Source organism: Actinokineospora xionganensis (assembly GCF_014323725.1).
Classification (GTDB): domain Bacteria; phylum Actinomycetota; class Actinomycetes; order Mycobacteriales; family Pseudonocardiaceae; genus Actinokineospora; species Actinokineospora xionganensis.
In genome coordinates this window covers 124,126-146,740 of record NZ_JABVED010000011.1, presented here as the reverse complement: position 1 = coordinate 146,740, position 22,615 = coordinate 124,126, and the positions used below count along the sequence as shown (strand labels likewise).

Here is a 22,615-nt window from a genome sequence, read left to right as displayed (position 1 = left end):
GGCCCGCCCTGATCCAGGGCGGGCCAACACGTCAGCGCTCCAAGAGGGCCACGCACTCCACGTGCTGTGTCATCGGGAACGTGTCGAACGCGCGGAGTCGGGTCATCCGGTACCCGTGTCCAGCGAAGGACGCCACGTCCCGAGCCAGTGAGGCCGGGTCGCACGCCACATAGATCACGCGCTCGGGAGACCGCGCCGCGATGGCGTCCACAACCTCCCGGCCCGCGCCCTTGCGGGGCGGGTCGAGCACGACCACGTCCGGGGTGGGCAGGTCGCCGTCGACCAGGACCTGCTCGACCATGCCCGCGAACACCCGGACCTGGGGCAGGTCGCTGAGGTTGTCGGCGCCGTCCTCGGCCGCGCGGCGCGAGGACTCGACCGCGATGACCGACCCCTCCGAACCGACCTGCTCGGCCAGCACGGCCGCGAACAGCCCCACGCCCGCGTACAGGTCCCACGCGCACGCTGAGGGCTTGGCGCCCGACCACTGGGCCACGACCTCGGCCAGCATGTCGGCCGCGTCTGGGTGGACCTGCCAGAAGCCGTGGGCGTCGAGCCGCCAGTCGCGGCGGGCGGCGCGTTCGACGGCGACCTTGGAGCCGGAGACCCGGCGGGTCACCGTTTCCCGGCGCACCTCGGAGATCTCGCTGATGTGGGTGCGGCCGTTCGCGTCGACCGAGACGTCGACCTCGGCGCGCGGCTTCCACTTCTTGCCGACGATCTGGTCGACGGTGCCCGGCGCGGCGATGTAGCAGTGCTCGACCGGGATGATCTTGTGGCTGCGGTGCGCGCGGAAGCCCGGGCGGCCCTGGCGGTCGACGGCGAGCCTGGTGCGGGTGCGCCAGTGCAGCAGCCCGCCCGCCAGTTCCTCGACTTCGACGTCCCAGTCGAGGCCGGCGAGCCGCTTCAGCTGTTCCATGACGACAGCCGCCTTCAGCTTGCGCTGCTCCTCACCCGTGGCGTGCTGCCAGTCGCAGCCGCCGCAGCCCGCGGGCCGGGCCAGCGGACACGGCGGCTCGACGCGTGCGGGGGACGCGGTCAGGATCTCCACCGCGTCGCCGCGGCAGAACGAGCCACCCTTGTCGTCGGTGATCGCGACGATGACGCGCTCCCCCGGCAGCGCGTGCCGGACGAACACGACCCGTCCCTCGGCCCGCGCGACGCAGTGGCCGCCGTGCGCGACCGCGCCGACCTCCACTTCGACCCGTCGTCCCGTCCAGTCGGTCACCGGCGTTCTTCCTCCTCGTCGACGGCCAGGCCGCGGCGCACCAGGCCGGGCGCGACCACGTCGTCGACGTGCACACCCGCCGAGGACGCCAACTGCCACGGCACACTGGTCACCATCACGCCAGGCTGGAACAACAGCCTGCCCTTGAGCCGCAGGGCGCTCTGGTTGTGCAAGAACTGTTCCCACCAGTGCCCGACCACGTACTCGGGGATGAACACGGTGACCACATCGCGTGGGTTGTCGGTTCGGACCCGCTTGACGTAGTCCAGCACCGGTTTGGTGATTTCACGGTAGGGCGACTCGATCACCTTGAGCGGGACCGTGAAGTTCTGCTTGTCCCACTCTACGACCAGCCGTTTGGTGTCGAGGTCGTCGACGTTGACGGTGATCGCCTCGAGCACGTCCGGCCGGGTCGCCCTGGCGTAGGCGAGCGCGCGCTTCGTCGGCAGGTGCAGCTTCGAGACCAGCACGATCGAGTGGATGCGCGACGGAAGCAGGATCGGCGCGCCGCCCTCGGCCTTGGCGAGCTCCTGGTTGACCCGGTCGTAGTGCTTGCGGATGCCGGTCATCAGGGCGTAGAACGCGGCCATCGCCGCGATCGCGATCCAGGCGCCCGCGAGGAACTTGGTGATCAGCACGATGACCAGCACCACGCTGGTCATCACGAAGCCGAACCCGTTGATCATCTGGGAGCGCCGCATCCGCCTGCGCGCGGCCGGGTCCTTCTCGGTGGCGAGCTTGCGGTTCCAGTGTCGCACCATGCCGCTCTGGCTGAGCACGAACGAGACGAACACACCCACGATGTAGAGCTGGATGAGCCGGGTGACCTCGGCGTCGAAGGCGATCACGAGGACCACCGCGAAGGCCGACAGGAAGATGATCCCGTTGGAGAAGGCCAGCCGGTCGCCGCGGGTGTGCAGTTGCCGGGGCAGGTAGCGGTCCTGCGCGAGGATCGAACCCAGCACCGGGAAGCCGTTGAACGCGGTGTTCGCGGCGAGCACCAGGATCAGGCCGGTGAAGAAGATGACGTAGATGATCGCCGGGGTGAAATCGCCGAAGACCGCGTTCGCCAGCTGCGCGACGAGCGTCTTCTGCTCGTAGCCCGCGGGGGCGTTGACCAGTTGGTGCGCCGGGTTCTCGGCGAGCTTCGCGCGGGTGACGATGGCGAGCATGATCAGCCCGAGGAACATGGTGATCGCGAGGACACCCATGAGCAGCAGGGTCGTGGCGGCATTGCGCGATTTCGGCTTGCGGAAGGCGGGGACGCCGTTGCTGATCGCCTCGACGCCGGTCAGCGCGGCGCTGCCGGAGGAGAACGCGCGCAGGATGAGGAACACCAGGGCGAAGCCGGTCAGGTGGTCGCCCTCCTCCAGGAGTTGGAGGTCCGCGCTCTCGGCCCGCACGTCGTCGCCCATGAGGAAGACGCGGACCGCGCCCCAGACGACCATCGCGAGGATGCCCGCGACGAAGGCGTAGGTCGGGATGGCGAACAGCGCGCCGGACTCGCGCACGCCGCGCAGGTTCATGGCGGTGAGCACGATGATGGCGCCGACGGCGAACTCGACCTTGTGGGTGGCGACGAACGGCACGACGGAACCGATGTTCGCCGCTGCCGAGGCGATCGAGACCGCGACCGTGAGGATGTAGTCGACCAGCAGGGCACTCGCCACGACCAGGCCCCAGCGGTCGCCGTGGTTGACGGTGGCCACCTCGTAGTCGCCGCCGCCGGAGGGGTAGGCATGCACGTTCTGCCGGTAGGACGCGACCACGGCGATCATGACGAGGGCGACCATCACCGCGATCCACGGCGTGAACATGTACGCCGAGACGCCCGCGACCGAGAGCATCAGCAGGATCTCTTCGGGCGCGTACGCCACGCTGGACATGGGGTCGGAGGCGAACACCGGCAGCGCGATGCGCTTCGGAAGCAGGGTGTGCGCCAGGCGGTCACTACGGAACGGCCGTCCGACGAGCAGTCGCTTGACCGCCGTTGAGAACTTGGACACGGGTGCACAGCGTAGGCGGTCCCATCACACATTCGGACCAGGCACCGGTAGGTTCAACCGTGGCGTCCGCCGACTGCTCGACGGACGTCCGTTTCGGGCGTTTTATCCGCGAGGAGGCTGGTCGTGCACGTGGTGATCATGGGCTGCGGCCGTGTGGGGGCCTCGATGGCCCACGCGCTGGAGCGCCTGGACCACACCGTCGCCGTGATCGACAAGGACGCGCAGGCCTTCCGCAGGCTCGGCGCCGACTTCCACGGCCAGCAGGTGGTGGGCCCCGGCTTCGACCGCCAGGTGATGATCGAGGCGGGCATCGAGCGCGCGGGCGCCTTCGCGGCGGTGTCCAGCGGCGACAACTCCAACATCATCTCCGCCCGGGTGGCCCGGGAGACCTTCGGCGTCGACCACGTGGTCGCCCGGATCTACGACCCCAAGCGCGCCGAGGTCTACGAGCGCCTCGGCATCCCGACCGTGGCCACCGTGCCGTGGACGACCGACCGGCTGCTGCGCACGCTGCTGCCCGACGGCGTCGCCTCGGCCTGGCGGGACCCGTCGGGCAAGGTCGCGCTGCTGCAGGTGCCGGTACACGAGGACTGGGTCGGCCGCACGGTGCGCGACTTCCAGAGCGCCACGGGCTGCCGGGTCGCGTTCATCATGCGGTTCGGGACCGGTGTGCTGGCCGAGTCGAAGACGGTCATCCAGGCCGACGACCAGGTCTATGTCGCCGCGCTCTCCGGCACGGTCACCGACGTCACGACGGCCGCCGCCCAGGCGCCGGAGGAGGGTCACTGATGCGTGTCGCGATCGCCGGAGCAGGCGCTGTCGGCCGCTCCATCGCCGCCGAACTGGTCGGCGGCGACCACCAGGTGATGCTCATCGAGCGGGAGGCCAAGCAGTTCGAGCCGCACACGGTCGAGCAGGCCGAGTGGGTCCTCGCCGACGCCTGCGAGCTGGCCTCGCTGGAGGACGCGGGCATCCAGCTGTGCGACTGCGTCATCGCCGCCACCGGCGACGACAAGGTCAACCTGGTCGTCTCGCTGCTGGCCAAGACGGTCTTCGCGGTCAAGCGGGTGGTCGCTCGGGTGAACGACCCGTCCAACGAGTGGCTGTTCACCTCCGCCTGGGGTGTCGACGTCGCCGTGTCGACCCCGCGGGTGCTCGCGGCCATGGTCGAGGAGGCGGTGAGCGTCGGCGGGCTGGTGCAGTTGCTGACCCTGCGCCAGGGCCAGGCCAATCTGGTCGAGATGACCCTGCCGCACGACACGCCGTGGGCCGGGCGGGCGGTGCGAGAGATCAAGCTGCCGCGCGACGCCGCCCTGGTCACGATCCTGCGCGGCGGACGGGTCATCGTGCCGCAGCCGGACGACTCCCTCGAAGGCGGCGACGAACTGCTGTTCGTGGCGTCCGCGGACGTGGAGAACGAGATCCGCAAAGCCCTGGGGCACTAGCGCGCAACGAAAGGCCCGCACTCGGTGCGGGCCTTTCGCTTGTCCTGGCTTTACTTGGCTACTCGGAGCTTTTCGATGCGCTGGGGGGTGGGCCAGCGGACGTTGGAGGCCCAGCCCAGCTTCTCGAAGATCCAGATCGTGCGGGCCGAGATGTCGAGCTGGCCGCGCAGCACGCCATGGCGGGCGCTTGTCGGGTCGGCGTGGTGCAGGTTGTGCCAGGACTCGCCGAAGCTCAGGATCGCCAGCGGCCAGAAGTTGGACGCCTTGTCGCGGGACTTGAACGGGCGCTCGCCGATCATGTGGCAGATCGAGTTCACCGACCAAGTCACGTGGTGCAGCAGCGAGATGCGGACCAGGCCCGCCCAGAAGAACGCGGTCAGCGCTCCCCACCAGGACCAGGTGATCAGGCCGCCGAGCACCGCCGGGAGGACCAGCGACAGGGTCGTGAGCAGGATGAACAGCCGGTCGACGGCCTTGAGGTCGGCGTCGGCGACCAGGTCGGGGGCGAAGCGGTCGACGGTCGTGCAGTCACGGTCGAAGAGCCAGCCGATGTGCGAGTGCCAGAAGCCGCGGGCGATGGCGACCGGCCCGGTGCCGAAGAGCCACGGGGAGTGCGGGTCGCCCTCCTTGTCGGAGAACGCGTGGTGGCGGCGGTGGTCGGCGACCCACTCGATGACCGAGCCCTGCGCCGAGAGCTGACCGGCGACGGCGAGCGCGATCTTGAGGCCCCGGTTGGCCCGGAACGAGCCGTGGGTGAACAGGCGGTGGTAGCCGATGGTCACGCCGAGGCCGCTGATCACGTAGAACGCGGCCGCGAGGGCGATGTCGACCCAGCCAAGACCCCAGCCCCAGGCGAACGGCACCGCGGCGGCGAGGGCGAGGAAGGGGATCACGACGAACGCGTAGACGGCGGCCTGCTCGGCGAAGCCTCTGCGGCGGTCGGTGAGGGGTTTCGATCCGGGGGCGGCGGGTGGCGGTGTGGCTTCGAGAGTGGTCGTCACTGGCTGGCTACCTCGGATTTCCCGGCGTCTCCCCCAAGACGTCCCTACGGTTACGTAACCGTAAGTCTACGCGACGGCGGCCTTCCGCAGAATGGCCGGAAGAGAAACTTCTCCGGATACGGGAACAGGCCACCACCCCGCGGGTGGTGGCCTGTTCAGCGTCGGTGTCAGGAGGTCTCGCCGTATTTGGCGCGCAACCGGGCCTCGACCTGCTCGTCGGATTCCTCGGTCGCCTCGCGCAGTTCCTGGCGGTGCTTGGCGCGGCGCACGGCCCACACCGTCACGGCCAGCGCGACGGCGAAGAGCGGGTAGCCCATCGCGAGGCGGGCGACGGCGAGCCAGCCGGTGAGGTCCTCGTCGTAGAGCCACTTCTGCACCACGTAGCGGGCGGCGAACACGGCGACGAAAGTGAGTGTCGCGATGTCGTAGGCCTGCCGGGACGGCTTGTCCTGGCGCCAGGACTGGCCCAGCCCGTTGAGCAGGGACCAGATCACGCCGACAAGCGGCCTGCGGACCAGCACGGACAGTAGGAAGATCCCGCCGTAGACCAGGCTGGTCCAGATGCCGAGGAGGAAGAAGCCCTTGGCGGAACCGGTCTGGTTGGCGATGAACGCGGCGATCGCGACCCCGAAGAAGCCGGAGATGGCGGGCTGCAGCGCCTCCTTGCGCACGACGCGCAGGACGGTGATCAGCACGGCCACGCCGATGGCGCTCCAGATGCCGACCGTGAGGCCGAACAGGGCGTTCGCCAGTACGAACACCAGCACCGGCACGGACGAATAGATCAGCCCGCTGACTCCACCCATCTGCTCCAGCAGGGTGGGCATCGGCTGGTCGTCGTCGGCGGGCTTGTTGACCTCAGGGGCCGGTTGCGTCATGTGGTGGTCTGCAGCTCGTAGTAGGGGTTGTACAGGACCTTGCGGCCGTCGCGGACCGCGATCCGGCCCTTCGCCTTGACCGTGCGGCCCGGCTCGATCCCCGGGATCCGGCGACGACCGAGCCAGACTAGTGTCACGCCCTCGGTCCCGTCGAACAGTTCGGCCTCCAACGTGGCCACCGCGTCCCGCGGACACAGCTCGACGCTGCGCAGCCTGCCCAGGACGGTGACCTCGTCGCCGGAGCAACACTCGCTCGCCCGTCGCGCGCCATGCGCCTGAGCCTGCTCGGACAGGTCGTCAGCGTCGAGCACGTCCACGTCGGTGGTCAGTCGTTTGACCAGACGGTGCCAATAACCGTCCCCCTTGGTACCCATGTGAATCCGCTTCCGTGGTGGGGTCGGCCCCGACGAACGACCCATGCACAATCAGGTTAACCGCGTGGGGTACCGACAGGACAAGGAACGAGGCGTCAGTGTGACCCAGCCGCCGACTGGCGCCCGCACCGCCGTACTGCTGCCCGGAACCGGCTCGGACGACGTGTTCGTGCGGTCGGTGTTCGACGTGCCGCTGGCGGCGGTCGGCCTCAAGGCGGTCCTGCCCGCGCCGATTCCCGGAGCGGACCTGGTCAGCGCCCATCTGGCCGCCTTGGACGAGGCCGCTCGGGACGAGCCGATCATCGCCGGAGGCATCTCCCTGGGCGCCCACCTGGCAGCCGAATGGGCCCTGCGCAACCCCGACCGCTGCGCGGGCCTGCTGCTGGCCCTGCCCGGCTGGCACGGCAAGCCCGAAGCGGCGCCCGCGGCCGTCGCCGCCCGCTACAGCGCCGCCTCCGTTCGGTCACTTGGCCCAACGGCGGCCATCGCCGCCGCGGTCGCCGACGTGCCCGCCTGGCTGGCCACCGAACTCACTAGAGCCTGGACCGGCTACGGCGACGCCCTGGCCGACTCTCTGGACACCGCCGCCGACCGCCTCGCCCCGACCCTCGACGAACTGGCCGGGCTGAGCGTCCCGTGCGGCGTGGCGGGCTGCACGGACGACGCCATTCACCCGATCGAGGTCGCGACCGCCTGGACCCGCGTCCTCCCTCAAGCCGTCCTGTGCACGACCCGCCTGGAGATCATCGGAGTCGACCCGGAAGCCCTGGGGCGGGCAACCGTGCTGGCATGGCTGAAGGCGAGCCAGGGATGACCGAGTACGTGGCCGTGGCCCGCATCCCCGAGGGCGGCCTCGAAGCGTTCCTCGCCTATGAGTCGACCGTGCTTCCCCTCCTCTCCGACCACGGCGGCCGGATCGACCGCAGACTCCGCTCATTCGATGGGCGCACCGAGGTGCACCTGCTGTCCTTCACCGACGAGTCCGGCTTGACCACCTACCGCGCCGACCCCCGCCGCGCCGCGGCGGCACACCTGCTGGCCGCCTCGGGCGCCACGGTGGAACTGTTGCCAGTCACCGACATCCCGCCCGACTAACGGCACGACACCGAACGTCGACCAAGTCTCCATAGGCACTCGGTCGATACCAGGCCGACGTTCTGTGTCGTCCTCATGCCGCCGCCGTCTCCTCCCGGCTCACCGTCACAGCGCACCGGGACAGGTCCGGTCCCACCGATCTGGCGTCCAGTTCGACGCTGAGGCGCTGCTTGCCCTCAGCCAGGTGTTCGCGGTGGTACAGCCTGCCCGTGACGACCACCGGATCACCACGCTTCAGTGACGCCGCCACGTTCTGGCCCAGCGTGCGCCAGCAGTGGACGGACAGGAACATCCGCTCACCGTCGGACCACTCGCCGGTGTCGGCGTCGTAGCGCCGCTCCTGGGCTCTCATTCGGAAGCTGACCACCTGGACATCGTCCCCAGTGCGCCTGCGCATGAGTTCGCCGCAGATCCAGCCCACGATCGTCACAACCGTCTCGTACACGTTCCCGCTCCTTCCGCAGCTGCTGTCCCGACCACATTCCCGTGGAAGCGGGCGGGGCGGCAGAGTGCGTGCGGGAGCTGTGGACCCGGCCTCGGCAGCTGTGGACCGCCGAGGCCCGGGCGGGCGAAAGTGTCAGACCGGTGTGCTACTGGCCGGCTTGGGCGATGTGCTCGGCGATGGCCTGCGGCAGGTCGATCTGCAGCGGCGTGCGGACCGGCATCGGCTGGGTGCCGCGCACGACGACCGTGCTGCGGACCATGGCCCGCAGGGCTTCGGCGCTGGTGTCGGCCAGTTCCGGGGGACCCGCGACGACTCCGCGGAGCATCCAGCGGGGGCCGTCGACGCCGACGAAGCGCAGGGCGACCTCGCCGAGGGACGCGCTCAGCTCCTGGCCCCAGTCGCCAACCTGGCTGCGGACGGTGGCGCCGTCGGAGCGCAGCTGTTCGGCCAGTTCGCCGCAGACCTCACGCCAGAGGCCGCCGGACTTGGGCGCAGCGTAGGCGTTCAGCGTGAGCTGCCCGACCGGGGTGAGCACGTGCACCGCCCGGACGGGGCCGCTCGGGTCCATCTCGACCTGCAGCTGGGCGCCGTCGGGCACCGGGATGCGGACCGATCCCAGGTCGAGCCTGGGGAAGTCGTCCTCGGGGGCTTCGGACTCGTCGAACGGCCCGTCGTCGCGGGCGACGAGCTCGTCGTCAGAGGCATCAGAGTCATCTGAATAGTCGTCGAAGTCCTCTTCGACAACGGCCGGTTCCTCGGCAGTGCGCTTGCGGCGCCCGAACAGTCCCACCTAGTCCTCCGTCCCCGCCGAGCCGCTGAGCACCTGGTGCCCCCCGGTCGACCCGTATCCCGCGGTGCCGCGCCGGGACTCCCCCAGCTCGTCCACCTCGCGGAACACCGCGTGCTCCACCCGCTGCACCACCAGCTGCGCGACCCGGTCTCCGCGTCGCAGGCTGATCGGTGTGGTCAGGTCGTGGTTGATCAAACAGACTTTGATCTCCCCGCGGTATCCCGAGTCGATCGTGCCAGGCGTGTTCACCACGCTCAGCCCCGCCTTGGCGGCCAACCCGGATCGCGGATGGACGAAGCCGGCGAACCCCTCGGGCAGGGCGATGGCGATGCCCGTTCCGACAGTCACCCGCTGTCCCGGGGCGATGATGACATCCACGGTCGTCACCAGGTCGGCCCCCGCGTCGCCCGGACGGGCATACGACGGCAGGGGGACGTCCGGATCGATCCGGGTGAGCAGGACCTCCACGCTGGGCACGAGCGGCGAGACTACCCTGGCTTCGTGACAGATACCTCAGGCACGGGTGCGCACGCACCCGAAACCACCGACGCGCGCTACCGCGAACGGATGTATGTGACCTGGTACTGGTGGCCGCTGCCGCTCATCGCCGCGGTCCTGCTGTCCGCCGAGATTCACATGGGCTACCCGGGTGTCCGGGCGTGGCTGCCCTACGTGGTGATCGTGCCGCTGGCGCTGTTGCTCATCGTGCGCTCGGGCCGCACGAAGGTGGCCGTCGAGGACGGCGAGTTGCTCGTCGGCGACGCGCACCTGCCCCTGGAGTTCGTCGGCGAGGTCGAGGTCTTCGAGGCGAAGGACAAACGACGGGTCCTGGGTCCGCACTTGGACCCGGCCGCGTTCATGCTCCACCGGGGTTGGGTAGGGCCGTTGCTGCGGGTTCAGGTGACCGATCCCGCCGACCCCACGCCGTACTGGGTGTTCAGCACGCGAAAGCCCGCGGAGCTGGCGGCGATCCTTCGCGCGGCATGAGGACAGCCGGGCTCCCCGAAGGGAGACCCGGCTGTTCCAGGTCGTGCTCGTCCGACGCGCTGCGTGGTGGGCTTTACGCGCAGTCGCGGCAGACGTACGTGCCGCCGTTGTCCTCGGCCAATCGGCTGCGGTGGTGCACGAGGAAGCACTTCGAGCAGGTGAACTCGTCGGCTTGCTTGGGCACCACGCGAACGGTGAGGTCTTCACCCGAGAGCGCGGACAGATCAGCACCAGGCAGCTCGAAGCTCTCCGCCGTGTCCGTCTCGTCCACATCGACGACACCGGATTGGTTCTCGTTCCGCCGCGCCTTGAGCTCTTCAAGAGAGTCCTCAGCGAGATCGTCCGCCTCGCTGCGGCGCGGTGCGTCGTAGTCGGTAGCCATCTTCTTTCACCCCTGCGGTCCATCAGGATGTGGGTCGTGCCGCTGGTCAACGTTCCAGCACCCCGGTTTGTGCCCGCCACTAGAGTGACGGTGGTCTCGCCGGTCGCGTCGGCTTGGCACAGCCGTCCGAATCGATTCGGCAGGCTTCTTCGGCGACCGGAGCGGGCAGAGGGTAGCTCATAAGCGGCCGCTCATGCACAGCATCACCCGAGTGGGGGTGTTTCGGGCGCGTCGGCGGCCCGGATGAGATCATCTACAGCGTGTTGCGGTCCGGACACGTTCCTTGCCCACCAGCGAGTAGCGTGGTGCGATCCCCCAAAATGGATCACGTTTGCGGCGGCTCCCGGTGGACAATCCTGGAACCACGGGTCGCGACACAGCCCGGGCTGCGAAATCCGCGGAATCAAATAGGCTGATCAGCAGCGAGAGTCGAGTCGGAACAACCGGCTCCCAATGCCTACGGGGGTAGGGCATGGTGTTCGTAGGAAGGGCGCGACCGTGGCGGCCGGCAACGTGATGCGGAACGCGCCTGGAGGCCGTTACCGCAAGCGTCGTCCGCTCCCGGCGCTGATCCTCATCGTGGTCCTCGGCGTCGCCGCGGGCATCGTCTGGCTCCAGGTGATCAAGGCCGACCGGTCGAGCGCGCGCCAGATGACCTGTTCGCCGCCCGCGGTCCCCGCCGAGGGCACCGCACCCCCACCGCTGGGCGAGACCCTCGACCGCGCAGGCCTCGACCGGACCAACCCCGCTCCCGCAGGCACCGCGCTCGTGCGCGTGGTCAACGCCAGCGGACAGAATCGCCAGGCGGGTGCCGTCACCGAGACCCTGCGCGAACTCGGCTTCACGCAGATCGCCGACCCGGCGAACGACCTGATCTACCCGCGGGGCTCGCTTGACTGCCGCTCACAGATCCGGTTCGGGCCGCAGGGCGCGTCGGTCGCGCGGACGCTGAACATCCTGGAGCCGTGCGCGGAACTGGTCCGCGACGAACGCCAGGACGCCACCGTCGACTTCGCCATCGGCCAGAGGTTCGACCACCTCAAGCCGAGCCCGGAGGCCCGCAAGGTCGTCGAGACGCTCGCCGAGTGGGCCGCGTCCCACCCGGACGCCCAGGGTGGACTGCTCTCCGACGGCACGGCCGCCGCCCCCATCCCCCAAGACCTCATCGACGGCGCCCTAGACCAACGCTGTTAGACAAGGGACTCGACCGACCGCAGCCCAAGGGGCCGCGGTTGGGCGGGGCAGGCAGTTCCTGCTAGTAATCGCCGCCTGCGCCGATGTCGATGAGGGTGGCGCGGAGCGGGTTGGCGATGGTTGGCGCGGCGGCGTAGACGGCGTCGTGGCCTAGTTCCGGGTCGTCTCCGGGCAGGGACACCATCGCGCCCGCCTCAGCGGCGATGAGGGCGCCCGCGGCCCAGTCCCACGGTGAGAGTCCACGCTCGTAGTAGGCGTCCACCCAGCCCGCGGCGACGGCGCACAGGTCCATCGCGGACGACCCGCCACGGCGGATGTCGCGGACACGCGCCAGTAATCGGGCCGCGACGGCTGCTTGGTCCGTGCGCCGCTGCCGCGAGTACGCGAAGCCGGTGGAGACCAGCGACAACTCGACCGACTCCGGCGTGGACACCCGCAGCGGCCTGCCGTCGAGCCAGGCGCCCGCACCCTTCGCCGCCGTCCACACCCGGCCGCTGACCGGCTCGACGATGGCACCCGCGACGGAGTGCCCGTCGACCCGCGCGGCGACCGACACGCAGTACCAGGGGTAGCCGTAGAGGTAGTTGACCGTGCCGTCGATCGGGTCGACGACCCAGGTGACGCCCTCGCCGACGGCGCCGCCGTCCTCCTCGCCCAGCACGGCGTCCTCCGGGCGCAGTTCGGCGATGCGCTCACGGATCAGGCGTTCGGCCGCACGGTCCGCGGCGGTGACCACATCGGTCGCGGTGGACTTGGTGTCGACGTCCTGGATGGCGCTCTCGCGGGCGGTCCGGGCGAGGTCGGCCGCCTCGGTGGCGACATCGACCGCGATCTTGAGCAAGTCGTTTGGGGTGAGAGTCACGTGGCCTATCCGACCACACGCTCCCGACGGCGGCTAATGTCTGCGGACATTGGTTCTGAATCGAGCAGGAAGGTCGAGCGATGGGTGCGGCAGCAGGCCAGGGCTTCGGCGTCGACATCGGCGGATCCGGCATCAAGGGCGGCGTCGTGGACCTCGCTACCGGCAGGCTGATCGGCGAGCGCGTGCGCATCCCGACGCCGAACCCGTCCACGCCGGACGCGGTCGCCGACGTGGTCGCAGAGATCGTGACCAGGTTCGACTGGGACGGCCCGGTGGGCGTGACCCTCCCCGCGGTGATCAAGAAGGGCGTCGCGCACACGGCGGCCAACATCGACAAGTCGTGGCTCGACGCCGACGCCGCGGCCGTGTTCGGAAAGCGGCTGGAACGTGATGTCGTCGTGCTCAACGACGCCGACGCCGCCGGGATGGCCGAGATCCGCTACGGCTGGCCGGGCGACCAGGAGGGCGTCGTCGTCCTGCTCACCTTCGGCACCGGCATCGGGAGCGCGCTGTTCCTCGACGGCAAACTCGTCCCGAACACCGAGTTCGGCCACCTCGAGATCGACGGCCACGACGCGGAGACGCGCGCGGCGGCGTCGGTCAAGGACGAGGAAGACCTGTCATGGACGGAGTGGGCGCAGCGGGTCACCCGCTACATCTCGTCCCTGGAGAACCTGATCTGGCCGGACCTGATCATCGTGGGCGGCGGAGTCAGCAAAAAGGCCGATAAGTGGCTTCCGCTGCTCGATGTGCGGACCAAGATCGTCGCCGCGGAATTGCGCAATGACGCGGGCATTGTCGGCGCGGCGGTGGCCGCTGCCGGGGCCTGAAAGCACGACTCGGGCGACTTTCGGTCTTGGCGTGTCCCGGCGACACGCCGCGCGTCGCTACAATGGAACACGCCCATGGCTCAGGCAGCCGCAGGGCACTCCCCCGAACTCCGGCAGCGACCAGGTGTTTTTCCAGTTTGGCGCCGCTGTGATGGACAGTTGTGAAAGGGCGTACGTGGCAGCCGCACGAACCGCAACCCGACGCTCCACCGCGTCGGCAAGCGCCGCCAAGACGACCAAGAGCGAGCCGTCGGAAGAAGACCTGACCGCCGCCAAGACGCCGGCCAAGAAGGCCGCGGGCGCCAAGACGCCCCGCGCGCCGAAGAAGGCCGCCGCGGGCAAGGCCGCGCCGAAGAAGGGCGACGGTCCCGAGGGCGAAGAGCCCGACGACGCCGACAACCCCGACTTGGCCGACCTGGAAGAGGTCGAGGTCGAGCCGGTGGAAGAGGTCGCCGAGGAGCCCGAGGAGAAGGACCCCAAGGAGCCCGGCAAGGACGGCGACTTCGTCTGGGACGAAGAAGAGTCCGAGGCGCTCCGCCAGGCCCGCAAGGACGCCGAGCTGACGGCTTCGGCCGACTCGGTGCGCGCCTACCTCAAGCAGATCGGCAAGGTCGCGCTGCTCAACGCCGAGGAGGAGGTCGAACTCGCCAAGCGGATCGAGGCGGGCCTCTACGCGGCGGAGCGCGTGCGCAAGTCCGAGGACGAGAGCGAGAAGCTCCAGCCGCAGATGCGGCGCGACCTGCGCTGGATCGTGCGTGACGGTGAGCGGGCCAAGAACCACCTGCTCGAGGCGAACCTGCGGCTCGTGGTGTCACTGGCCAAGCGCTACACCGGCCGCGGCATGGCCTTCCTGGACCTGATCCAGGAAGGCAACCTGGGCCTGATCCGCGCGGTCGAGAAGTTCGACTACACCAAGGGCTACAAGTTCTCGACCTACGCGACGTGGTGGATCCGCCAGGCCATCACCCGCGCGATGGCCGACCAGGCGCGCACCATCCGTATCCCGGTGCACATGGTCGAGGTCATCAACAAGCTCGGCCGCATACAGCGTGAGCTGCTCCAGGACCTGGGCCGCGAGCCCACGCCAGAAGAGCTCGCCAAGGAAATGGACATCACCCCGGAGAAGGTGCTGGAGATCCAGCAGTACGCCCGGGAGCCCATTTCGCTCGACCAGACGATCGGCGACGAGGGCGACAGCCAGCTCGGCGACTTCATCGAGGACTCCGAGGCCGTCGTGGCCGTGGACGCGGTGTCGTTCACCCTGCTGCAGGACCAGCTCCAGTCGGTCCTCGCCACCCTGTCGGAGCGCGAGGCGGGCGTCGTCCGGCTGCGCTTCGGCCTCACCGACGGCCAGCCACGCACGCTGGACGAGATCGGGCAGGTCTACGGCGTGACCCGTGAGCGCATCCGCCAGATCGAGTCGAAGACGATGTCGAAGCTGCGCCACCCGTCGCGCTCGCAGGTGCTGCGCGACTACCTCGAATAAGCCGAGGACCGCTTACGGACGCCGTCCGCTCCCCTTCGGAGCGGGCGGCGTTTTGTATTCGCGCGGGATTAGTCGAGCAGGGCCTTCGCCCAGCTCTCGGCGTGCCGATCGATGTGCTCGGCGGTCAACCGCCACGCCGTGCCGTGGCCCTCCAGCCACAGGCGAGCCCAGGGCTGGGTCCCGGCGGCGGCCTGGGCGGCCAGGAAGTCGCGCATCGACCACGCGCGCGGGCCGAGCAGGCGCAGCAGTGCGTGCCGTTGCGGTTCGTCCAGGACGTAGGCGTCGACCAGCAGCCGCAGTCTGCGAGCAGCCACGTCTGTGGGCACGCCCGCGGTGAGAGCGGCGAAGCTCTGCGCGGCGTAGGCGAGGTCCCACAGCCGGGTTCCGGGTGCGGCGGTGTCCCAGTCGATGAATGCCCAGCGCGCCTCGCTCACCACGAGGTTCCACGGTGCGAGGTCGTGGTGGGCGATCGTCTCGGCCCCGTCAGCCGGGATGAGCACCTGCCACGTCGCGCCCGCGGGTGGAACGAAGTCCGCGACCGCGTCGTGGAAGTCTCGGATCAGCCTGCCGACGACCACCAGGGCCCGGTCGGGCTCCAACTGGGTGCCCGCGACCGGCCAGGGCACCTCGCCGGGCACGAATTCCAGGACCTCCCGGCCCCGCTCGTCAATGCCCAGCGGTCGGGGCGCGCCGGGGAAGCCGACCGAGCGCAGGTGCGTCAACAGCGCGTGCACCGAAGGCGTCCATGGGCCTGCCGGGCGGCGCACGGTGTCTCCGACTCGGACGACGCCGGTGCTCGCGTTACCCCCGGTGAGCGGGACCTCCTCCACGACGGGCCTAACCCCCTGAACTCTCCTCTACCTGCTGCATCTTGCGCCAGGCGAGTCCCGCGGCCCGCTCCGCCTCTTTCGCCTCCCGGCGGGCCAGCTGGAGGGCACGGCGGGCCTCCAGTTCGGCCAGTTCCGCGGCGTCGAGTTCGGCGTTGAGGTCGCGGACGCGTTTTTCGGCGGCGGTGACCGCGTCCTCGGCCTTGCGGATGGCCTTGTCCGCCGCGGCGCGTTCGGCTTCGGCGGCTTTCACCTGGGCTTTGGCGTCGGCCAGCGCTTGGCGGGCGGCGGCCTTGCGGGCGCGTTCGTCGTCGGCTTTGGCGCGAGGTTTGGGTTTCTCCGCGGGCTTCTTGGCAGCAGGCTTCGACGGCGGCGACAAGGTCAGGCCCGGCCAGGTGGGGGCGATGGCCAGGTCGCGGGCGGTGGTGATCCGGCCCGCGCGCAGGACCTCGGCGGCTTCGGGGGTGGCCACGGCGGCGGTGAACATGTCCTCGAGTTCGCGGGTGATCGCGTCGGTCAGCTTGGCTCCACCCGCCAGGCCGACGAGTTTGCCGATCAACTCCGTGCGCTGCCGGGTCAGGGCCCGCAGTTCCGAACCCGACGCGTTGCCCGTGGCTTCGCGCAGTTCGTCGCCGAGGGAGACCAGGGACTCGATCTCGTCCGGGTGTTCGCGGGCCAGCCGGTTGACCAGCCAGGCGGCCGTGGTGGGCTTCGCCAGCTTCTCGATGGCCGCGGCGCCCTCTTTGTCACCCGCCTCCCGGGCCTGGCGGGCGAGTTCGCGGCGGGCGGGGATGAACTCCTCCCGCGGCAGCCCGTACAAGTCGTCGACGCTCACACCGACCATCATGTCCGAACGGGGCGGGTGACACGATGTGGACGTGGTCTACCAGCAGCTGATTCGAAGCACCCTGTTCAAACTCGGCGGCGGCGATCCCGAGATCGCCCACACCCGCACGATGGCGGGCCTGGCGCGCCTGGCGAAAGTCCGCCCGGCCGTGTCCGCCCTTCGCCACTATTTCGGCACGTCGAAGACGGTGCGGGCGTTCGGCGTGGACTTCCCGGGCGTCGTGGGGCTCGCGGCGGGAATGGACAAGGACGGACACGCGCTGCGGGCGTGGCCCGCGCTCGGGTTCGGGTTCGTCGAGGTCGGGACGGTCACCCAGCACCCGCAGCCGGGCAACCCGAAGCCGCGACTGTTCCGGCTCACCGACAGCGACGCCGTGATCAACCGGATGGGCTTCAACAACGCGGGCGCCGACGCGCTGGCCTCACGCCTGCGCGCGACCGGACCGGTCGGGGTGCCGCTGGGCATCAGCATCGGCAAGTCCAAGGTGACGCCGGTCGACGAGGCCGTCGAGGACTACCGCCACTCACTGCGCGCGCTGCACGAGTTCGGCGACTACTTCGCGATCAACGTCAGCTCCCCCAACACCCCCGGCCTGCGCGGGCTGCAGGACCGGGAAGCGCTGGACGTGCTGGTCAGCGAGCTGCGCCGAGAGTCGACGAAGCCGCTGCTGGTCAAGATCGCCCCCGACCTCACCGACGACGCCATCGCCGAGGTGCTCCAGGTCTGCGCCGACCACCGGGTCGACGGGATCATCGCCACCAACACCACGCTCAGCCGGGATGGCCTCGCGCCGTCCGATGTGGCGACGGGCGCGGAGGCGGGCGGCCTGAGCGGGCGGCCGCTGGCGGAGCGGGCGCGTGAAGTCGTGGCTTTCGTCCACAAGGAGAGCGGGCTGCCGGTGATCGGCGTGGGCGGGATCTTCGACGCCGACGGCGCGCTGCGGATGCTCGACGCGGGCGCCACCCTGGTGCAGCTCTACACCGGGTTCATCTACGAGGGACCGCCACTGGTGCGCCGGATCAACCGCGCGGTCGCCGCACGGTGACCTCGTCGCCGCGGCCGCGCCACCAGCGCAGCAGCGGGTAGGCCAGCACGATGAACATCGAGCCCCAGGCGATGCCCTCGATCGTGAGCTCGCCGATGGTGATGGTCAGGTTGCCGACCCCCGCGACCACGGCCGCGGCGGCGACGAGTTGGTTGACCGGGTCGGTGAAGTCGACCTTGTTGGCCATCCAGATGCGGACGCCGACCAGGCCGATCATCCCGTAGAGCAACAGCGTGGCGCCGCCGAGGACACCATCGGGCATGGTGTTGACCACCGCGCCGAACTTCGGGACGAGGGACAGCAGGATGGCGGTCAGCGCGGCGACCGCGTAGGTGGCGGTCGAGTACACCTTGGTCAGCGCCATGACACCGATGTTCTCGGCGTAGGTCGTCGTGCCGGAGCCGCCGCCCGCGCCCGCGAGCGTGGTGGCGAGGCCGTCGGCGATGAGCGCGTCGCCGACGCTGCCGTCGAGGTTGCGGCCGGTGACCGTGCCGACGGCTTTGACGTGGCCCGCGTTCTCCGCGACGAGGACGATCACCACGGGGATGACGAGTAAGACCACGGACGGTCGCAGCTGTGGGCCGCTCAGCTCGGGCAGCCCGAACCAGGGCGCGGTGGCGATCGCGGCAAGCCGCTCGTCGCTCAACGCGCCGGTGAAGGCGGCGAACGCCCAGCCGACCAGCATGCCGACCAGGATCGACACCCGGGAGAGCAGGCCGCGCGCGACCCCGCAGATCAGGATCGTGGCGAGGGTGACCACCGCGACCACGGGCTGCTTGGCGAATGACTGGGTGGCGGTCGGCGCGAGGTTGAGGCCGACCAGGACGACGACGGCGCCGGTGACGACGGGCGGCATGACCGAGTCCAGCAGCCGCACCCCGAGGGCCTTGACCGCGACGCCGACGCCCATGAGCAGCAGACCGGCTGTGAGCACTCCTCCGAGCTGCGCGGCCATCCCCTCGTCGCGGGTGGCCATCAGCGGCGCGATGAACGCGAACGACGAGCCCAGGTAGCTGGGGACGCGGTTGCGGGTGATGATGAGGAACAGCAGGGTGCCGATGCCGGAGAACAGGAGCGTGGTCGTCACCGGGAAACCGGTGAGGGCGGGCACGAGCACGGTGGCGCCGAACATCGCGGCCACGTGCTGCAGGCCGAGCCCGATGGTCAGCGGCCAGCTGAGCCGCTCGTTCGGCGCGACTTGATCACCATCACGGACGCGGCGGCCGTCACCGTGCACGGACCACACCGTCAACGCCGCCTCCACCCACGCCCGGGATTTGTCGGTGCATGGTGCCACAGCAAGTAGTCGCGAAGTCGATACGACACCGTGATGTTCACACAGATGCCCTAGTGGCAGGTAGTGAGATCGTCGCGCTCAGGCATCCAGGACAGGGCGAGGGCGTACGGGTCCACGATCGTGCCGCGACCGGTGCCGATCCACTCGACGGCGACGTCGAGCATGCGGGAGGCGCGGGTGCGGTCCACACCGCTGTTGTCGACGATGTCCCAAAAGCGGTCCTCATAGGCCGCCGCCTCGGCCACGCGCTCGGCCACGGTCTCACGCAGTGCTGCCAGGTCGATCGTGTCCACGTCGGGCTCCCCTCGGGTCGGTTCGAGGCGGAGACGGTGGTTTCCGGAGGCTATGACGTGGCCTGGAAGTGATCATGGGCACACGGCCGGTTACGCACCATCTGCGCCATGCTCGCGCTCGGCCGACAGGGCATCGCCCAGGGTTTTGAGGTGGGCCCAGCAGGCCACCACGGGCAGTCCCAGGACGAAAGCGGCCGAGAGGGACCGATCGAGGACCGCGGTGCCCGGGTGCGGGAGGAAACCAAGCCACACGGACACCACGGGCAGCAAGAAGTAACCCGCCGAAATGAGCAGCAGGGCCGACAAGATCCGCGTGCGCAGCTGTCGGCGCAGCAGTTGGCTTCGATCGGTCATCTCGCCCCCTCGTGTCGACAGTGGGACGCGCGGCGGGTCCGGTTCGCTCCCTCGATTGCGAACCTGGTTTATGCCAGCTCACGCAGGGCGTAGGCAAGGGCCTTGAGGTGGTCGGTCGCCTCGATGAGCTGGTCGGGGCCGGTCGGCGTCGACGTCTCGGCGAGCAGTTGACCCGCGGCGGCGATCAGGGCGCCGTACCCGGCGAGCCCTTTCTCGATCCGTTCGGTCAGCCGTTCAAGGGCGGACGCCATCCGCGGGTCGTCCATCGCGTAGGGCAGCGCCCGTTCAACGAGAGCGAGTTCGTCGATGACCAAACGGATGGTCGTCGCGGCATCGGTTGCCGCGGCCCTGGCGGTCGGCACAGTTCCCGACGGCAGATCTCTGGCGGCCAAGAGATTGAGCAGGTCGTCCAGCGCCGTCTCGGCGTCGGCCAGGCGGCGAAGCGACTCCTGCGTGTGGGACCACTGGGCGGGCGTCACCTGGCCGGGGGCGGCGGGTGGGTGCCGCAGAGCGCGCAGGTCAGCGTTGACATGGCGGAGTTGGACGCCGCAGAAGACCGCCACCGGGCCGGTCATGAGCGCGAGGAAGACCCCGCCCAGGGCGGCTTCCGTGTCCGGATTCGGATCAAGGCCGGTCCACTGTGCCATCGCCATGAACAGGAAGGCCAAAGTCGGGATGAGGAACAACGCCAGAGCGAACTGAAAGAGGGCCCGTCGACGCCGCAGCTGTCTTCGATATTTCATGAAAGGTCGCGCAGGGCGTGGGCGAGGCCCGCGAGGTGGTCGGTGGCGTCGACGAGTTCGGCGCGGCCACCGGTCTGGGTGCTGGCGGCCAGGGCGTGGCCCGCGGCGGCGACCAGGCGGCAGTAGCCGTCGATGCCTTCGTCGAGGTGGGTCCGTAATCGCCGGACGCCGTTGGACAGGGCCGCGCGGTCGGACGGCGGGGCGTGGTCGCGGGCGCGTTCCACGGCGTGGAGTTGGGCGGCGGTGGCGCGCAGTGCGGCTGCCGCCTCAGCTCCGGTGCGCCGGGCCTGCTCGACCGAGTCGGCCGGGACCAAGGCTCCGCGCGCAAGCTGCGACAGCAGTTCGTGGAGGGTGTCCTCGGCTTCCTCGAGGCGGCGCATCGGTTCGCGGGCCTGGGAGCCGCGGGCGGGCAGCGGCGCGGGGACGCGGATCGGCTCCGGCAGCGGCTCCTTGTGCAGCCGTCGCGACTTGAGGCCCGCGGTGACCGCCATGAAGCCCGCGATGGCGGTGGCGCCGATGAGGACCCCAGGGGCCGCGCCAGGGGACTCGACGGCGGTCTGCAGGACGGCGGCGCCGCCACCGGTGGTGACACCGGTGGCGGCCCACAGCCTGGTCCGTCTCTGCGCCTGGCGGCGCAGCCGCAGGGCCTTGGCCCGCGGATCACGCCATCTGGCGATCGTGCCGCGGATCTGGTCCGCGTAGGGGCCGCGCACGTGTTGGCCTACGAACTCTCCGAGCTTGATCAGCTCACGCCTGCGCGACCCCGTCATCGCTCGGTCAGGAACCGGCCTGCGGGTTGGCCTTCTGCTCCTGGGCCACCCGCTGCTGGATCTCCGCCTGGATGTTGGCCGTCGGCGCGGCCGCCGCCGGTCCGCTGGTGACCTCGCCCGCGACCTTGCCGCCCGCCATGGACGCGCGGATCTGCTCGAGCCGCGAGTGGCCCGCCATCTCCGTGGTGGAGGCCTGGACCTCCATCATCCGGCCCTGCACCGAGTTCTGGGCGAGCTCGGCGGACCCGAGGGCGGTGGTGTACCGCTTCTCGATCTTGTCGCGGACCTCCTCGAGCGACGGGGTGTTGCCCGGCGCGGCGAGTTCGCTCATCTGGTTGAGCGACTTGGAGACCTGCTCCTGCATCTTGGCCTGCTCGAGCTGGCTGAGCAGCTTCGTGCGCTCGGCGAGCTTGTTCTGCAGGACCATCGCGTTGCGCTCGACCGCGGTCTTGGCCGCGCCCGCGGCCTGCAGGGCCTGGTCGTGCAGCGTCTTGAGGTCTTCGATGCCCTGCTCGGCGGTGACGAGCTGGGTGGCGAAGGACTGCGCGGCGTTCTCGAACTGCGTCGCCTTCTGCTCGTCGCCCTTGGACCGGGCCTCGTCGGCCAGCACGAGGGCCTGGCGAGCCGAGGACTGCAGCTTCTCGACCTCACCGAGCTGGCGGTTGAGCTTCATCTCCAACTGGCGCTGGTTGCCGATCACCGCCGCGGCCTGCTGTGAGAGGGCCTGGTGCGCGCGCTGCGCCTCCTCGATGGCCTGCTGGATCTGCACCTTCGGGTCGGCGTGCTCGTCGATCTTCGACGAGAACGACGCCATGAGGTACTTCCAGAACTTCACGAACGGGTTGGCCATCTCCTCCGCCTGCCTTCTTCGTACCTGCCGGATCACTGGACCCCGCTGCCGCGTCGCGACCCCTCGCGGGCCCCGCTGGGGTCCGCGCCGCCAACGAAGAGGCAACGCTCCGGCACCGTTGTGGGTTCCATCGTGTCAGGTGCGTGGAAGCCGTACCACCAGACCCAGCAGATTTCAGGGTTCCCTCGGAGATCGACCCTGATGTCCGGACCCGGTCTGCGGGTGATCCCCGACCAGGGCGGCGGTCAGCGCGGCCGAACGGGCGACCAAAGCCACGGGGTCGGGGTGTGGCGCGCGGACGTCGTCGCGCACCTCGCGCAGCCCGTCCACGGCTGTGGCCTGCGCGGATTCGTCGGTGGCGCGCTCGATCGCGGAGACGAGTGCCGCCGCCGCACGACGGACCGGGCCCAGTGTTGTGGATCTCAGGGCGACGGCGTCGATGTCGGCGAGCAGCCGTCGGGACCGCGCGATCGCGGAATCAGCCCGTACCCGGACGGGGGCGCCCATGGGACGCCGGTGCGCGCCGGTCAGCACGGGAACGGCCGCTGCCACGACGACGGCGGCCGCGATCGCGACCATGACCCAC

The 22,615-nt window shown here is 70.0% G+C and carries 28 protein-coding genes; 9 read left to right on the top strand and 19 right to left on the bottom strand.

All coding sequences use genetic code 11. The features are described 5' to 3' along the window. Nucleotides 1-31 precede the first annotated feature (31 nt). Both GPZ80_RS19980 and GPZ80_RS19975 read right to left on the bottom strand, forming a co-directional pair. Nucleotides 32-1,228, bottom strand: coding sequence for a class I SAM-dependent RNA methyltransferase (locus GPZ80_RS19980; RefSeq protein WP_187222229.1), 1,197 nt, complete (start codon nt 1,226-1,228; stop codon nt 32-34). Then, complete coding sequence (locus tag GPZ80_RS19975) at nt 1,225-3,234, bottom strand: APC family permease (protein WP_187222227.1); 2,010 nt, start codon at nt 3,232-3,234, stop codon at nt 1,225-1,227. The genes GPZ80_RS19980 and GPZ80_RS19975 overlap by 4 nt, the downstream gene beginning before the upstream one ends. A gap of 123 nt (nt 3,235-3,357) precedes the next feature. On the opposite strand from GPZ80_RS19975, the gene GPZ80_RS19970 reads away from it, so the two are divergent. Further along, the gene (locus GPZ80_RS19970; protein ID WP_187222225.1) at nt 3,358-4,023 is read left to right on the top strand and encodes a potassium channel family protein; all 666 of its coding nucleotides are present in this window, start codon (nt 3,358-3,360) and stop codon (nt 4,021-4,023) included. Beyond that, a complete protein-coding gene (locus GPZ80_RS19965; RefSeq protein WP_187222223.1) occupies nt 4,023-4,679 on the top strand; it encodes a potassium channel family protein in 657 nt (218 codons plus the stop codon). Before GPZ80_RS19970 ends, GPZ80_RS19965 begins: the two co-directional genes overlap by 1 nt. A gap of 50 nt (nt 4,680-4,729) precedes the next feature. Here GPZ80_RS19965 and GPZ80_RS19960 read toward each other — a convergent pair whose 3' ends face one another. From GPZ80_RS19960 to GPZ80_RS19950, 3 genes are all read right to left on the bottom strand, one after another. Beyond that, nucleotides 4,730-5,680 carry an acyl-CoA desaturase gene (locus GPZ80_RS19960; protein ID WP_187222221.1) on the bottom strand — a complete coding sequence of 317 codons (951 nt, stop codon included), beginning with the start codon at nt 5,678-5,680 and terminating at the stop codon, nt 4,730-4,732. A 167-nt stretch (nt 5,681-5,847) separates the two neighbouring features. Next, nucleotides 5,848-6,558 carry a DUF3159 domain-containing protein gene (locus GPZ80_RS19955; protein ID WP_187222219.1) on the bottom strand — a complete coding sequence of 237 codons (711 nt, stop codon included), beginning with the start codon at nt 6,556-6,558 and terminating at the stop codon, nt 5,848-5,850. After that, nucleotides 6,555-6,932, bottom strand: a complete 378-nt coding sequence (locus tag GPZ80_RS19950) for an OB-fold nucleic acid binding domain-containing protein (RefSeq protein WP_187222217.1) — start codon at nt 6,930-6,932, stop codon at nt 6,555-6,557. The genes GPZ80_RS19955 and GPZ80_RS19950 overlap by 4 nt, the downstream gene beginning before the upstream one ends. 64 nt (nt 6,933-6,996) lie before the next feature. Between GPZ80_RS19950 and GPZ80_RS19945 the strand changes: the two genes are divergently transcribed. Both GPZ80_RS19945 and GPZ80_RS19940 read left to right on the top strand, forming a co-directional pair. After that, nucleotides 6,997-7,746 (top strand): alpha/beta fold hydrolase, encoded by a 750-nt coding sequence (locus tag GPZ80_RS19945; RefSeq protein WP_312880456.1) that lies wholly within the window; start codon nt 6,997-6,999, stop codon nt 7,744-7,746. Then, a complete protein-coding gene (locus GPZ80_RS19940; RefSeq protein WP_187222215.1) occupies nt 7,743-8,027 on the top strand; it encodes a hypothetical protein in 285 nt (94 codons plus the stop codon). Before GPZ80_RS19945 ends, GPZ80_RS19940 begins: the two co-directional genes overlap by 4 nt. A gap of 73 nt (nt 8,028-8,100) precedes the next feature. On the opposite strand, the gene GPZ80_RS19935 is transcribed toward GPZ80_RS19940, so the two are convergent. The 3 genes from GPZ80_RS19935 to dut form a co-directional block, all read right to left on the bottom strand. Continuing rightward, a complete protein-coding gene (locus GPZ80_RS19935; protein ID WP_187222213.1) occupies nt 8,101-8,472 on the bottom strand; it encodes a single-stranded DNA-binding protein in 372 nt (123 codons plus the stop codon). A 145-nt stretch (nt 8,473-8,617) separates the two neighbouring features. Next, nucleotides 8,618-9,262: a DUF3710 domain-containing protein gene (locus GPZ80_RS19930; protein ID WP_187222212.1), complete on the bottom strand. Its 645-nt coding sequence runs from the start codon at nt 9,260-9,262 to the stop codon at nt 8,618-8,620. Beyond that, nucleotides 9,263-9,739, bottom strand: a complete 477-nt coding sequence (dut, locus tag GPZ80_RS19925; protein ID WP_187222210.1) for a dUTP diphosphatase — start codon at nt 9,737-9,739, stop codon at nt 9,263-9,265. Nucleotides 9,740-9,763: 24 nt separating this feature from the next. On the opposite strand from dut, the gene GPZ80_RS19920 reads away from it, so the two are divergent. After that, nucleotides 9,764-10,249, top strand: coding sequence for a DUF3093 domain-containing protein (locus tag GPZ80_RS19920; protein WP_312880455.1), 486 nt, complete (start codon nt 9,764-9,766; stop codon nt 10,247-10,249). A 73-nt stretch (nt 10,250-10,322) separates the two neighbouring features. On the opposite strand, the gene GPZ80_RS19915 is transcribed toward GPZ80_RS19920, so the two are convergent. Further along, nucleotides 10,323-10,631, bottom strand: a complete 309-nt coding sequence (locus GPZ80_RS19915) for a DUF4193 domain-containing protein (protein WP_091371191.1) — start codon at nt 10,629-10,631, stop codon at nt 10,323-10,325. Nucleotides 10,632-11,129: 498 nt separating this feature from the next. Here GPZ80_RS19915 and cei point away from each other — a divergent pair, with 498 nt between their 5' ends. Beyond that, nucleotides 11,130-11,825, top strand: a complete 696-nt coding sequence (cei, locus tag GPZ80_RS19910) for an envelope integrity protein Cei (protein ID WP_312880454.1) — start codon at nt 11,130-11,132, stop codon at nt 11,823-11,825. Between the two features lie 61 nt (nt 11,826-11,886). Here the strand turns inward: cei and GPZ80_RS19905 are convergent, their stop codons facing one another. Next, complete coding sequence (locus tag GPZ80_RS19905; protein WP_187222208.1) at nt 11,887-12,687, bottom strand: inositol monophosphatase family protein; 801 nt, start codon at nt 12,685-12,687, stop codon at nt 11,887-11,889. Between the two features lie 80 nt (nt 12,688-12,767). Between GPZ80_RS19905 and ppgK the strand changes: the two genes are divergently transcribed. Both ppgK and GPZ80_RS19895 read left to right on the top strand, forming a co-directional pair. Further along, on the top strand, nt 12,768-13,517 hold the full coding sequence (gene ppgK, locus GPZ80_RS19900) for a polyphosphate--glucose phosphotransferase (protein ID WP_187222206.1): 750 nt from the start codon (nt 12,768-12,770) through the stop codon (nt 13,515-13,517). A gap of 175 nt (nt 13,518-13,692) precedes the next feature. After that, on the top strand, nt 13,693-15,003 hold the full coding sequence (locus GPZ80_RS19895) for an RNA polymerase sigma factor (RefSeq protein ID WP_312880453.1): 1,311 nt from the start codon (nt 13,693-13,695) through the stop codon (nt 15,001-15,003). A gap of 68 nt (nt 15,004-15,071) precedes the next feature. Here the strand turns inward: GPZ80_RS19895 and GPZ80_RS19890 are convergent, their stop codons facing one another. Both GPZ80_RS19890 and GPZ80_RS19885 read right to left on the bottom strand, forming a co-directional pair. Continuing rightward, a complete protein-coding gene (locus GPZ80_RS19890; RefSeq protein ID WP_222719554.1) occupies nt 15,072-15,737 on the bottom strand; it encodes a phosphotransferase in 666 nt (221 codons plus the stop codon). A gap of 103 nt (nt 15,738-15,840) precedes the next feature. Continuing rightward, complete coding sequence (locus tag GPZ80_RS19885; RefSeq protein WP_187222200.1) at nt 15,841-16,665, bottom strand: hypothetical protein; 825 nt, start codon at nt 16,663-16,665, stop codon at nt 15,841-15,843. Between the two features lie 43 nt (nt 16,666-16,708). Here GPZ80_RS19885 and GPZ80_RS19880 point away from each other — a divergent pair, with 43 nt between their 5' ends. Then, nucleotides 16,709-17,722: a quinone-dependent dihydroorotate dehydrogenase gene (locus GPZ80_RS19880; RefSeq protein ID WP_187222198.1), complete on the top strand. Its 1,014-nt coding sequence runs from the start codon at nt 16,709-16,711 to the stop codon at nt 17,720-17,722. On the opposite strand, the gene GPZ80_RS19875 is transcribed toward GPZ80_RS19880, so the two are convergent. From GPZ80_RS19875 to GPZ80_RS19845, 7 genes are all read right to left on the bottom strand, one after another. After that, nucleotides 17,697-18,968, bottom strand: coding sequence for a uracil-xanthine permease family protein (locus GPZ80_RS19875; RefSeq protein ID WP_312880468.1), 1,272 nt, complete (start codon nt 18,966-18,968; stop codon nt 17,697-17,699). The two genes, GPZ80_RS19880 and GPZ80_RS19875, sit on opposite strands and share 26 nt — an antisense overlap. 101 nt (nt 18,969-19,069) lie before the next feature. Next, nucleotides 19,070-19,312 carry a hypothetical protein gene (locus GPZ80_RS19870; RefSeq protein WP_187222194.1) on the bottom strand — a complete coding sequence of 81 codons (243 nt, stop codon included), beginning with the start codon at nt 19,310-19,312 and terminating at the stop codon, nt 19,070-19,072. A gap of 90 nt (nt 19,313-19,402) precedes the next feature. Further along, the gene (locus tag GPZ80_RS19865; protein WP_187222192.1) at nt 19,403-19,666 is read right to left on the bottom strand and encodes a hypothetical protein; all 264 of its coding nucleotides are present in this window, start codon (nt 19,664-19,666) and stop codon (nt 19,403-19,405) included. 68 nt (nt 19,667-19,734) lie between these two features. Further along, nucleotides 19,735-20,409 carry a phage shock envelope stress response protein PspM gene (gene pspM / locus GPZ80_RS19860; RefSeq protein ID WP_446678430.1) on the bottom strand — a complete coding sequence of 225 codons (675 nt, stop codon included), beginning with the start codon at nt 20,407-20,409 and terminating at the stop codon, nt 19,735-19,737. Then, nucleotides 20,406-21,179, bottom strand: coding sequence for a phage shock envelope stress response protein PspM (gene pspM / locus GPZ80_RS19855; protein ID WP_187222183.1), 774 nt, complete (start codon nt 21,177-21,179; stop codon nt 20,406-20,408). Before pspM (GPZ80_RS19855) ends, pspM (GPZ80_RS19860) begins: the two co-directional genes overlap by 4 nt. Before the next feature lie 7 nt (nt 21,180-21,186). Next, nucleotides 21,187-22,029, bottom strand: a complete 843-nt coding sequence (locus GPZ80_RS19850) for a PspA/IM30 family protein (protein ID WP_187222181.1) — start codon at nt 22,027-22,029, stop codon at nt 21,187-21,189. Between the two features lie 174 nt (nt 22,030-22,203). Next, nucleotides 22,204-22,608, bottom strand: a complete 405-nt coding sequence (locus GPZ80_RS19845) for a hypothetical protein (RefSeq protein WP_187222179.1) — start codon at nt 22,606-22,608, stop codon at nt 22,204-22,206. Nucleotides 22,609-22,615 lie beyond the last annotated feature (7 nt).